Below are 11,970 nucleotides of genomic sequence, written 5' to 3'. Positions count from 1 at the left end.
CGTCGTCGAGGTTGCTCGTTCCCCCGGCAGTCGCTGCGCGTCGAGTTGAGATGGTGATCACCTGGTACGTGTCCCAGCGGGGCCTGCCGTCCGGCCCTGCGGGGCGCTGTGGTCACGCGGGGCGGATGTTCTCCGCCTGCGGCCCCTTCTGGCCCTGCGTGACGTCGAACTCGACCTTCTGGCCCTCCTGCAGCTCACGGAAACCCTGAGCGGCAATGTTGGAGTAGTGGGCGAAGACGTCGGGTCCGCCGCCCTCCTGCTCGATGAAGCCGAATCCCTTCTCGCTGTTGAACCACTTCACGGTGCCCTTGGCCATGGTCTGCTCCTTCGAGGAAGACCGGGCTCGCGCCCTGCGGGCCCGGGAGGTGATCGCCCTGGTCCGGAGAGGTGCTGAACAGCAAAAACGCCCATGATCGTGATCACGGGCCAGGGGGACTTCGGAACCACGACTGCTGAATATCGACGCTACACCGCCCGGTCGGCAGCTGCTATCGATGCGGCCGCCGATCGCGGGATGTGATCATGGTTCATCCCGACGATCAGCAGCGGGTTCACCGGCCTGCTCGCTCCGGCTCCGGGCGGCGTCGGCCATCCATGGAACGGCTGGTCGTTCTCCGCCGGGCGCGGCACGAAGCAGCACCCTGGGAGTCACCTCGATCCGGGCCGAGCCGGTGGTCGAAGCCGGCGTCGACGTCGCCCGTGACGCCCCGGACCAGTCGGCGGCGAGCCGTGCGGCCCGAGCTGTACGCCGGGGATGCCGGCGTGGGGCCGCCGACACGCTGCACGGCCATGCCACCGTCTCCAGATGCGGCAGGCGCCGGCGACTGCAACCGTATGGGTGACGAGGCTGGTCCGCACGAGCTACACGGGAAGGATGCCAGTCATGATCACGGCGCCCCCTTCACTCCTGCGGGAGCTGGTCGAACGATGCGAAACACTCAGGCACCGCCTGGCTGCCGACGACGGCCCTGAGACCGCCCGCCGGCTTGAGGACGCGACCTACACACTGTGTGTGATCACCGGCACCCGTCAGCTGGACACGGCACTGCATGTCGCCCGTCGACAACTGGCCGAGGCAACGAGGCGAGAGCGGTCCCTCCGCCACTGACATGCCGCACCGGCCGCGCCCTGAAGATGCGCAACACGGTCCCAGACCCTCACCGGCTCACGTCGCCCGGAAGGGAATCGCCCCCCAGGAGCGCCCCCTCCGGCCCCTCAGGAAGGCGGCGGATCCAGGCGCCCAGCACAACGGAGAGGCGCAGCCGCGCGGGTGTGCGGCCGCGGTTGCCCTCAGTGCCTGGTCTCACTCGGGGTGGCCGCGGAGGTCTGCCATGACCCGAAGCGTCCTGGCCCGCGCGATCAGCTTCGGTCTGGTCACCGGACCGGCCGCTGCCCCAGCGGCAGAATGTGCCGGCTCGTATCTCGGTCACACGGCGGCCTGAGGCACGGAGGCCACGCCTGTCCGACGTGCGACGCTGACACCAGGTGTTGGTCGAAACATCAACTCATCACTCCTGAAACACAGTTGTCGCGCATCCTTCTGGTTGGCAGACTCGCCTCGCCGACGGAAACACGTGGACAAGAGTGCGAACACGCACGTGGAAGCATCACGTCGGCGGACGGGGCTCACGCCATCTCACCAGGGGGGAACATCCATGAACCTCAGTCTGCCCAGACGCGTCCTGGCCCGTGCCACCGCCACCCTCGCGCTTGCGCTCGCCATGGCCACCGGCACCACCGGCCTGCTCTCCGGCGCCGAAGCGCATGCCCTGCCGGTCACCGAGGGCTCCTTCGGTCTTGGCGGCGACGAGGACGACTACATCAGCGGCGGCCAGTCCTACGCCTACGCGACGGCGTCCCAGGACCGCATGAACGTCTCCGGCAACACCGACAACAAGGTGGTCACCGTCTCCGTCGACGGAGCGAACGGTGACTGGTGGACCCTGAACCTCGCGGCGCCGTCCGGCAAGACCCTGACGCCCGGGACCTACACGGGAGCCACCCGCTACCCGTTCAACGACGGGACCGAACCGGGCCTGTCGCTCAGCGGAAACGGCCGCGGCTGCAACCAGCTCACCGGCACCTTCACCGTCTCCGCGGTGGAGTTCGGCCCCCAGGGCTACGTGAGGAAGCTCGACGCCACTTTCGTGCAGCACTGCGAGGGAGGCACCCCGGCCGCGCGCGGCGAGGTCCACATCGAGAACCCGGCTCCGCCGGCCGAACTCGGCCTGGGCCTCGACGTCGCCCTGGACGGCACCGCGAGCTCCCTCAACGGCAAGGCCGCCTTCCACGGCACGGTGAGCTGCAACAAGCCGGTGCGGGTGACCGTGGCGGGCGACGTCACGCAGGTGAAGAAGCGGGATCTCATCCGCGGTTCCTTCTCCACGTCGGTGTTCTGCACCCCGGGCGCCCCTGTCGACTGGACCGGTACGGCTGTGCCCACCGGCTCGGCCCCCTTCCAGAAGGGAAACGTCGAGGTCGAGGGCCGCGCGACGACGACGGACCCGGACTACGACCAGCTTGTGAAGGTCAGCGAGACGGTGGCGGTCCGCCTCACACGGGTCTGACCCCTACGTCCTGACGCACCGCGACAGCCACACCGCCAGGCCCGGGCCCTTGTCCTCTCGAGGACGAGGGCCCGGGCCTGGTCGCGGGTGCGCCGGGCGATGAGGATTCCCCCTGTCGTCGACGACGGATGGGGGGCCGGTCGCCGCCCGGACGCACGCTGAGGCCGACTCCAGGCATCCCCTCCGTACCGGGACATCGGCAAGCATCAGCTCGCGCGGCGGGCGTCTTGACAACCTGGAACGCAAGAGAAAAGCTGTTGCGCATAGAGATGCTGGTTGCTCAATCAGAAACCACGGCATCCGCGGTCGAGAGGTTTCGCTCGCACCTCCCGCCACACCCACGCGCAGACAAGGGAGCCCGCTCGTGGCCATCTCCGTCTTCGACCTCTTCTCCGTCGGCATAGGCCCGTCCAGTTCGCACACGGTCGGTCCCATGCGGGCCGCCCGCATGTTCACCAGCAGGCTGGAGAAGGAGGATCTGCTCGCACGGACGGCGTCGGTACGGGCTGAGCTCTTCGGCTCACTGGGGGCCACCGGCCACGGTCACGGCACCCCCAAGGCCGTCCTGCTCGGCCTGGAGGGCAACGAGCCGCACACGGTGGACGTCGGCCTGGCCGAGCGGGACGTGGAGCGGATCAGGTCGACGGGCCGACTGCGTCTGCTGGGCTGCGAGCTCGGGGACACCCACGAGATCCCCTTCGACACGGAGAGGCAGCTGGTCCTGCACCGCCGCCGTTCCCTGCCCTACCACGCCAACGGCATGAGGCTCTTCGCGTGCGACGCCGAGGGGCTGCCCTTGCTGGAGGCCACCTACTACTCGGTCGGCGGCGGGTTCGTCGTCGACGAGGAGGCCGCCGGTGCGGACCGGGTCAAGGTCGACGACACGGTGGTGAAGTACCCGTTCGGCAGCGGCGACGAACTGCTGCGCCTGACCCGGGAGACGGGTCTGTCGATCTCGGCGCTGATGCTGGAGAACGAGCTGGCCTGGCGGACCGAGGAGGAGATCCGCGCGGGCCTGCTGGAGATCTGGCGGGTGATGCGGGAGTGCGTGGCACGCGGCCTGTCCTGTGAGGGGATCCTGCCGGGCGGGCTCCGGGTCCGCCGCCGGGCCACCGCCGTGGCCAAGGCGCTGCGGGCCGAGGGCGACCCGGCGGGGCGGGCGCTGGAGTGGGTGACCCTCTACGCCATGGCGGTCAACGAGGAGAACGCGGCCGGCGGCCGGGTGGTCACCGCCCCGACGAACGGCGCTGCCGGCATCATCCCGGCGGTCCTGCACTACTACGTCAACTTCGTGCACGGAGCCGACGACGACGCCGTGGTCCGGTTCCTGCTGGCGGCCGGCGCCATCGGCCTGCTGTTCAAGGAGAACGCCTCGATCTCGGGCGCCGAGGTCGGCTGCCAGGGCGAGGTCGGCTCCGCCTGTTCCATGGCCGCGGGCGGCCTCGCGGAGGTACTCGGCGGCTCGCCCGAACAAGTGGAGAACGCCGCCGAGATCGGCATGGAACACAACCTGGGCCTGACCTGCGACCCGGTCGGCGGCCTGGTGCAGATCCCGTGCATCGAACGCAACGGCATGGCGGCGGTCAAGGCCGTCACGGCGGCCCGGATGGCCCTGCGGGGCGACGGCCGCCACCACGTCTCCCTGGACAAGGTCATCAAGACCATGAAGGAGACGGGCGCCGACATGAAAGTCAAATACAAGGAGACGGCCCGCGGCGGGCTCGCGGTCAACGTCATCGAGTGCTGACGGCGCGGCAGCAGGGATCTGAGGAGTGTGCGTGGGACGGGTCACCGAACGACGGCGCGTACTGCGGATCCGGGACGGGGTGGTGGGCAGCCGGCCGGACACCCTGGTCGCGGAGGAGCCGCTGGAGATCCGGCTGAACGGCAGGCCTCTCGCGATCACCATGCGCACGCCCGGCGACGACTTCGCGCTGGCCGCCGGGTTCCTGGTGAGCGAGGGCGTCCTCGGCCGGGCCGAGGAGCCGGCGAACATCGTGTACTGCGCGGGCGCGACAGCGGACGGCTCGAACACGTACAACGTCGTCGACGTGCGGCTCGCGCCCGGCGTGGCGGTGCCGGACATCTCGCTCGAACGGAACGTGTACACCACCTCCTCGTGCGGTCTGTGCGGCAAGGCGAGCCTCGACGCCGTGCGGACCACCGCCCGTTGGCCGATCGCCGACACTCCCCCGGTCCGGGTGGCTCCCGGCCTGCTGGCCGCCCTTCCCGACCGGCTGCGAGCCGCGCAGCGGGTGTTCGACCGCACCGGGGGGCTGCATGCCGCGGGGCTGTTCTCGGCGGAGGGGGAGCTGCTGGATCTGCGGGAGGACGTGGGCCGTCACAACGCGGTCGACAAACTGGTCGGCCGTGCGCTGCGCTCCGGTGCGCTGCCGCTGTCCCGGGCCGTCCTGCTGGTCTCCGGCCGCGCTTCCTTCGAGCTGGCGCAGAAGGCGGTCATGGCCGGCATCCCGGTGCTGGCCGCGGTCTCCGCGCCCTCCTCCCTCGCTGTGGACCTGGCGGCGGAGACCGGCCTCACGCTGGTCGGTTTCCTGCGCGGCAACTCCATGAACGTGTACGCCGGCGAGCAGCGCATCGCCCTGGGGGCACGAGGAGGTCGCCCGGAGTGAACCGTCGCCGCCCCCGCCGCGTCGCGATGTTCAGCGTGCACACTTCGCCCCTGCACCAGCCGGGCAACGGCGACGCGGGCGGCATGAACGTCTACATCGTCGAACTCGCCAAGTGCCTCGCCGCGATCGGCATCGAGGTGGAGATCTTCACCCGGGCGACCTCGGCGGCGCTGCCGCCCACCGTCGAGCTCGCGCCCGGTGTGCTGGCGCGGCATGTGGTCGCCGGCCCCTACGAGGGCCTGGCCAAGGAGGAGTTGCCGGCGCGGCTGTGCGAGTTCACGCACGGAGTGACGCGCATCTGGGCCGGGCAGCGCGCCGGGTACTACGACGTCGTGCACTCGCACTACTGGCTGTCCGGGCAGGCCGGCCGGCTCACCGCCGAACGCTGGCGCGTGCCGCTCGTGCACGCCATGCACACCATGGCCCTGGTCAAGAACGCGTCACTCGCCGAGGGCGACACGCCCGAACCCGAGTCCCGTGTGCTCGGGGAGGCCCGGGTCGTCCGGGGCGCCCACCGGCTGATCGCCAACACGGCGAAGGAGGCGGACGAGTTGTGCCGCCACTACGACGCCGAACCCGGCAGGGTCGCCGTCGTGCACCCCGGCGTGAACCTGAACCGCTTCCGGCCCGATCCTCGCGGGGTCGAGGCCGGCCGGGCCGCAGCCCGGGCCAGGCTCGGGCTGCCGCCGGGGGCACTGATCCCGCTCTTCGCCGGCCGCATCCAGCCCCTCAAGGCTCCGGACATCCTGCTGCGTGCGGTGGCCCGGCTGCTGGTGGAGCGGCCGCGGCTGCGGGAGCGGCTCGTCGTGCCGGTCGTGGGCGGGCCGAGCGGCAGTGGCCTGGCCAGGCCGGAGGAGTTGCACAAGCTCGCCGCCCAGCTCGGTATCGGGGACGTGGTGCTGTTCCGTCCGCCGGTGGGTCAGGCGGCGCTCGCGGACTGGTACCGGGCGGCGACCGTGCTGGTCATGCCGTCCTACAGCGAGTCCTTCGGTCTGGTGGCCGCCGAGGCGCAGGCCTGCGGCACGCCGGTGATCGCGGCCGCGGTCGGCGGTCTGCCGGTGGCAGTTCGGGACGGCGTGAGCGGCGTCCTGGTGCCGGGGCACAGGCCGGCGGACTACGCGCGGGCGCTGCGCCGCTTCGCCGACGACCCGGCGCTGTCGGCCCGGATGGGCGCGGCCGCCGCCCGGCACGCCGCGTCGTTCGGCTGGGACATGTCCGCCGCGGCCACGGCGGACGTGTACGCGGCGGCGATGCGCGAGCGGGCCTGACGGGCCGGGTCCGGTCAGTCGGCGTGGCTGACCGGACCCGGCCCGTCGTCCCGAGGGTGACCGACCGGCAGTCCGGTCAGTGCGCCGCCTCCAGCCGGACCACGATGGACTTGGACGTCGGCGTGTTGCTGACCTCCGCGGTGGAGTCCAGCGGTACGAGGACGTTGGTCTCGGGGAAGTAGGCGGCGCAGCAGCCGCGCGGGGTCGGGTAGGCGACCGTCCGGAAGGCCGGTGCCCGGCGCTCGACCCCGTCGGAGAACTCGCTGACGATGTCGACCGGATCGCCCTCGGTCAGGCCGTGCGCGGCGAGGTCGTCCGGGTGGACGAAGAGCACCCTGCGGCCCTGGTGGATGCCCCGGTAGCGGTCGTCCAGGCCGTAGATGGTGGTGTTGTACTGGTCGTGAGAGCGGAGGGTCTGCAGGAGCAGCCGCCCCTGCGGGACGCGCAGCACATCGAGTTGATTGACGGTGAAGTTGGCCAGTCCGGTCCGGGTGGGGAAGCGCCTCTCGTCGCGGGGCGGGTGGGGCAGGGCGAAGCCGCCCGGCCGGCGCACCCGGGCGTTGAAGTCCTCGAAGCCGGGGACCACCCGGGCGATCCTGTCCCGGATGCGGTCGTAGTCCGCCTCGAAGTCGGCCCAGGGCACCTGTGGACCGCCGCTCCCGAGCGCCGCGCTCGCCATCCGGCAGATGATCGCGACCTCGCTCAGCAAGGCGTCGGAGGCGGGCGTCAGCCGGCCACGTGAGAGGTGCACCATGCCCATGGAGTCCTCCACCGTCACTCGTTGCTCCCCGGCGGGCCGCCGGTCGGCCTCGGTGCGGCCCAGGCAGGGCAGGATGAGGGCCTGGCGGCCGGTCACCGCGTGGGACCGGTTGAGCTTGGTGGAGATCTGCACCGTGAGCTCACAGTTGCGCAGAGCCCGCTCGGTGAGTGCGGTGTCCGGGGCGGCGGAGACGAAGTTGCCGCCGAGCGCGACGAAGACCCGCACCTGTCCGTCCCGCATGGCGCGGATGGTCTCCACCGCGTCGTGGCCGTGGTGGCGCGGCGGCACGAAGCCGAACTCCGCGCCGAGCGCGTCGAGGAAGGCGGCGTCCGGTTTCTCGTGGATGCCCATGGTCCGGTCGCCCTGGACGTTGGAGTGTCCGCGCACGGGGCACAGGCCGGCGCCGGGGCGGCCGATGTTGCCCTGCAACAACAGGAAGTTCACGACCTCGCGGATGGTCGGCACCGAGTGGCGGTGCTGGGTGAGGCCCATGGCCCAGCACACGACGATCTTCCGGGCGGACAGGACCTCCTGGAACGCCTCCCGGATCTCCCGCTCCGGCAGGCCGGTCGCCTCCAGGACGTCGTCCCAGGAAATCTTGCGGGCCTGGTCGGCGAACTCCTCGAAACCGTGGGTGTGCGCGGCGATGAAGTCATGGGCGAGGACCGTGCCGGGAGCGTCGTCCTCCGCCTCCAGGAGCATGCGGTTGAAGGCCTGGAAGAGGGCCTGGTCGCCACCGAGCCTGATCTGCAGGAAGAGGTCGGAGAGTTGGGTTCCGGCGCCCAGCACTCCGGAGGGCCGCTGGGGGTTCTTGAAGCGCGACAGGCCCGCTTCGGGGAGGGGGTTGACCGAGATGACCCGGGCCCCCCGTTCCTTGGCGGTCTCGAGCGCCGAGAGCATCCGGGGGTGATTGGTGCCCGGGTTCTGCCCGACGACGAGGATCAGGTCGGCCTCGTACAGGTCCTCCAGCCGGACGCTGCCCTTGCCGATGCCGATGGTCTCGGTCAGGGCGGAGCCGCTCGACTCGTGGCACATGTTGGAGCAGTCCGGCAGGTTGTTGGTGCCGAGGAGCCGGACGAACAGCTGGTAGAGGAAGGCGGCCTCGTTGCTCGCCCGGCCCGAGGTGTAGAAAGCGGCCTGGTCCGGTGAGTCGAGCGCGCCCAGTTCCCGGGCGATGACCGCGAACGCCTCGTCCCAGGAGATCGGCCGGTAGCGGTCGCCGCCCGCCGGCCGGTACACGGGGTGGGTGAGGCGGCCCTGCTGGCCGAGCCAGTAGTCGCTGCGTCCGGCCAGCTCCGACAGGGTGTGCTCGGCGAGGAAGCCGGGGCCGACCCGGCGCAGGGTCGCCTCCTCGGCCACCGCCTTGGCGCCGTTCTCGCAGAACTCTGCACGGTGCCGGTGCTCGGGCTCGGGCCAGGCGCAGCCCGGGCAGTCGAATCCCGTCTTCTGGTTGACGCTCAGCAGGGTCAACAGACTGCGGCGGACGCCCATCTGCGCGTGGGCGTGGCGCAGCGAGGAGGTGACCGCGGGGAGGCCCGCGGCGTGGTCCTTCGGCGGGCCCACCCGCAGCCGGGAGTCACCGGGGTCCTCGGCAGGTGCCTTGCGGGTCATCGCCTAGCTCTCCGCGAGGTTCGAGCGGGTGCCGAGGCGGTCCTGGACCCAGTCGTGGAACTCGCCGATGTGGTGCTCGCTGGGCACCAGGACGCCGCCCTTGGCGTACAGCCGGGAGCTCATCGCGGGCTGGCAGCGCTCACAGGCGTCGAAGTCCTGCCGGTTGACGCGGTCGAACAGCTCCACCGACCGGCTGACGTCCCGGCCGCTCGCCACCACGCCCTTCAGGTACAGCCAGTCGCACTCCACGATCGTGCGATCGACGGCCACCGGGAACATCCGGTGGAAGATCACGTGGTCGGGGACCAGGTTGATGAACACCTGCGGGCGCACCGTGATCGCGTAGTACCGGCGGTCCTGCTCCTCGGAGACCGTGGGGATACGGTCCAGGCCCTCCGAGCCGTCCACGGTGAAGCCCTGGACGTCCGAGCCGAACTCGGCGCCGTGTCCCACGTAGTACTGCGCCGCGAACCCGTCGGCGAACTCCGGCAGCACCTCGGTCAGCTCGGGGTGGATGGTCGCGCAGTGGTAGCACTCCATGAAGTTCTCGATGATGAGCTTCCAGTTGGCCTTGACGTCGTAGACGATCCGCCGGCCGACCTCCAGGCTCTCGACGTCGTACCGCTCGATGGACTCCGCGTCGCCCAGACGCGCGACCACGTCCGCGATCACCGACTGTTCGAACGGAGGCGGGTTCTCGGCCAGGCACACCCACACATAGCCCAGCCACTCGCGTACCGCCACGCTCGCCAGGCCGTACTCGGTCCGGCCGACGTCCGGCATCTTCGTCAGGTTCGGTGCCGCGACGAGTTTGCCGTTGAGGTCGTACGTCCAGGCGTGGTACGGGCACTGGAAGGCCCGCTTCACCTCCCCGGACTCCTGCGTGCACAGCTTGGCGCCCCGGTGCCGGCACACGTTGAAGAAGGCCCGGACGGAGCCGTCCCGCGACCGGGTCAGCAGGACGCTCTCCCGCCCGACGTCCACGGTCCGGAAGGCGCCCGGCTTCGACAGTTCCGACGATCGTGCCGCGCAGAACCACATGGATTCAAAGATGTGTTCCTGCTCCAGGCGGAAGATCTCCGGGTCCGTGTAGTGGTCACCGGGGAGGGTCGCGATCAGGCTCTCCGGCAGGCCGGTCGTAGTCATGGTTCACCTCGGAGTGAAGCGCCTCGGGCGGGCGAGTGGTTGCCTCATGTGCAACGAGCTTCTTGCTACGCAACTCACGGTGCAGTCCGGCCGAAGCACTGTCAAGCCCTTGACCACAGACCGTCGCAGCCTGGACCATGTTGCGTATCAATCAGGCTGTTGCGTAATACGCACCTCTCTGGGAGGGCTCCATGTCACTTGGACCCACAACCGGCCGCGAGTTCGTCCTCACCCTGTCGTGCCCCGACCGCTCGGGCCTCGTCCACGCCGTCACCGGCTTCCTGGTCCGGCACTCCGGGAACATCCAGGAAAGCCAGCAGTTCGACGACCGGCTGCAGGACCGCTTCTTCATGCGGGTGCACTTCGACGTCTCGGACCCGGGCACGTCGCTGGAGGACCTGAAGTCCGGCTTCGCCCAGGTCGCGGAGGCGTACCGGATCTCCTGGCAGCTGTACGAGGCGTCGACGCCGACGCGCACGCTGATCATGGTGTCGAAGTTCGGGCACTGCCTCAACGACCTGCTCTTCCGCTGGCGCACCGGCGCGCTGAACATCGAGGTGCCGGCGATCGTGTCCAACCACCGGGACTTCGAGCCGCTCGCCGAGAGCTACGGGATCCCCTTCCACCACGTGCCCGTCACCCGGGAGACGAAGCCCGAGGCGGAGGCGCGGCTGCTGGAGCTCGTCGACGAGCTGGACATCGACCTGGTGGTCCTCGCCCGCTACATGCAGATCCTGTCGAACGACCTGTGCAAGCAGCTCGAGGGCCGGGCGATCAACATCCACCACTCGTTCCTGCCGAGCTTCAAGGGAGCCCGCCCCTACGTCCAGGCGTACGACCGCGGCGTCAAGCTCGTCGGAGCGACGGCCCACTACGTCACCCCGGACCTCGACGAGGGACCCATCATCGAGCAGGACGTCATCCGTGTGAACCACTCACAGGGGCCCGACAGCATGGTCGCCCTGGGGCGCGACGTCGAGGCTCAGGTCCTGGCGCGGGCGGTGGAATGGCACAGTCAGAGCCGCATCATGGTCAACGGCAACCGTACAGTCGTCTTCCGCTGAGGAAAAATGACCTCCACCCCTCACACCTGTTGACTATTTCGCCTAGGGTTTCGCCATGAGCAACTTCGGCGCTGAGTCCGCAGGCGCTCCCAGTGGCGGAGTGCAGTCCGTCGACCGTGCTGTCGCCGTGCTGGAGATCCTCGCCCAGCACGGCGAGGCGGGCGTGAGTGAGGTGGCCGCGGCGATCGACGTCCACAAGTCCACCGCTTTCCGTCTGCTCGGCGCGCTGGAAGCGCATGGGATGGTCGAGCAGGAGAGCGAACGCGGAAAGTACCGTCTCGGCTTCGGCGTCGTGCGCTTGGCCGGCGCCGTGACGGGCCGCATCGCCGTCACCAGGTACGGGCGCGGAATCTGCGAGCGTCTCGTCGACGATGTCGGCGAGACGCTGAACATCGCCGTGCTCGAGTCCCCCCACGCGATCAACCTCTACCAGGTGCGCGGCACATCGGCCATCGCCGCGCAGAACTGGGTGGGACGGCTGACGCCGCTGCACTGCACGTCGAGCGGCAAGATCCTCCTGGCCCATCTCGACCGCGAGGACCGCGACGCACTCCTCGCCGAGGCCGGCCTCCCCCGTCTGACACCGCGCACGGTGACCTCCAGGAGGAAACTGGAGGCGGACCTGTCCGAAGCCCGTGAGCAGGGCTATGCCATCACGGTGGAGGAGTACGAGGAGGGCCTCAACGCCCTGTCCGCACCCGTGCGTTCGGAAGACGGCAAGGTCATCGCCGCCCTCAGCGCGTCGGGGCCGGCGTTCCGGCTGACCGACGACCGGTTGCGCGAACTCGCGCCACTGCTGGTCGCGGGAGCGGACGAGCTCAGCCGCCGTCTCGGCTACGCGGGCTGAGGCCCGGGAGGCCGACGCGGCCGCTGACCGGTACAGGCTCCTCATGACAAGCGGCGGTCGGTGATCCGGTGTCCGGA

10 protein-coding genes are annotated in these 11,970 nt (G+C 70.2%); 7 read left to right on the top strand and 3 right to left on the bottom strand.

The genetic code is table 11. The annotated features are described in order from the left end of the window. Positions 1 to 112 precede the first annotated feature (112 nt). On the bottom strand, positions 113 to 316 hold the full coding sequence (locus ACFU3E_RS25390; RefSeq protein ID WP_007379522.1) for a cold-shock protein: 204 nt from the start codon (positions 314 to 316) through the stop codon (positions 113 to 115). 438 nt (positions 317 to 754) lie between these two features. On the opposite strand from ACFU3E_RS25390, the gene ACFU3E_RS25385 reads away from it, so the two are divergent. The 5 genes from ACFU3E_RS25385 to mshA all read left to right on the top strand — a co-directional run bounded on the left by ACFU3E_RS25385 (position 755) and on the right by mshA (position 6,465). Next, a complete protein-coding gene (locus ACFU3E_RS25385) occupies positions 755 to 1,108 on the top strand; it encodes a DUF5133 domain-containing protein (RefSeq protein ID WP_384162504.1) in 354 nt (117 codons plus the stop codon). 547 nt (positions 1,109 to 1,655) lie between these two features. After that, complete coding sequence (locus ACFU3E_RS25380; RefSeq protein ID WP_384162501.1) at positions 1,656 to 2,567, top strand: hypothetical protein; 912 nt, start codon at positions 1,656 to 1,658, stop codon at positions 2,565 to 2,567. 364 nt (positions 2,568 to 2,931) lie between these two features. Then, positions 2,932 to 4,314 carry an L-serine ammonia-lyase gene (locus ACFU3E_RS25375; protein WP_384162498.1) on the top strand — a complete coding sequence of 461 codons (1,383 nt, stop codon included), beginning with the start codon at positions 2,932 to 2,934 and terminating at the stop codon, positions 4,312 to 4,314. A 31-nt stretch (positions 4,315 to 4,345) separates the two neighbouring features. Beyond that, a complete protein-coding gene (gene fdhD, locus ACFU3E_RS25370; protein ID WP_384162495.1) occupies positions 4,346 to 5,197 on the top strand; it encodes a formate dehydrogenase accessory sulfurtransferase FdhD in 852 nt (283 codons plus the stop codon). 26 nt (positions 5,198 to 5,223) lie between these two features. Continuing rightward, complete coding sequence (gene mshA, locus ACFU3E_RS25365; protein ID WP_384162678.1) at positions 5,224 to 6,465, top strand: D-inositol-3-phosphate glycosyltransferase; 1,242 nt, start codon at positions 5,224 to 5,226, stop codon at positions 6,463 to 6,465. A gap of 76 nt (positions 6,466 to 6,541) precedes the next feature. Here mshA and ACFU3E_RS25360 read toward each other — a convergent pair whose 3' ends face one another. Next, on the bottom strand, positions 6,542 to 8,836 hold the full coding sequence (locus ACFU3E_RS25360; RefSeq protein WP_384162491.1) for an FdhF/YdeP family oxidoreductase: 2,295 nt from the start codon (positions 8,834 to 8,836) through the stop codon (positions 6,542 to 6,544). A gap of 3 nt (positions 8,837 to 8,839) precedes the next feature. Continuing rightward, positions 8,840 to 9,982 (bottom strand): aromatic ring-hydroxylating dioxygenase subunit alpha, encoded by a 1,143-nt coding sequence (locus tag ACFU3E_RS25355; RefSeq protein WP_384162488.1) that lies wholly within the window; start codon positions 9,980 to 9,982, stop codon positions 8,840 to 8,842. Positions 9,983 to 10,173: 191 nt separating this feature from the next. Between ACFU3E_RS25355 and purU the strand changes: the two genes are divergently transcribed. Both purU and ACFU3E_RS25345 read left to right on the top strand, forming a co-directional pair. Next, complete coding sequence (purU, locus tag ACFU3E_RS25350) at positions 10,174 to 11,046, top strand: formyltetrahydrofolate deformylase (protein WP_384162485.1); 873 nt, start codon at positions 10,174 to 10,176, stop codon at positions 11,044 to 11,046. 55 nt (positions 11,047 to 11,101) lie between these two features. After that, positions 11,102 to 11,893: an IclR family transcriptional regulator gene (locus tag ACFU3E_RS25345; protein ID WP_384162482.1), complete on the top strand. Its 792-nt coding sequence runs from the start codon at positions 11,102 to 11,104 to the stop codon at positions 11,891 to 11,893. Positions 11,894 to 11,970: the final 77 nt, after the last annotated feature.

Origin of the sequence: Streptomyces sp. NPDC057424, from assembly GCF_042803315.1 — a bacterium.
In the GTDB taxonomy this organism is placed as follows: Bacteria; Actinomycetota; Actinomycetes; order Streptomycetales; family Streptomycetaceae; genus Streptomyces.
This window is presented reverse-complemented; position numbering and strand designations above follow the sequence as displayed.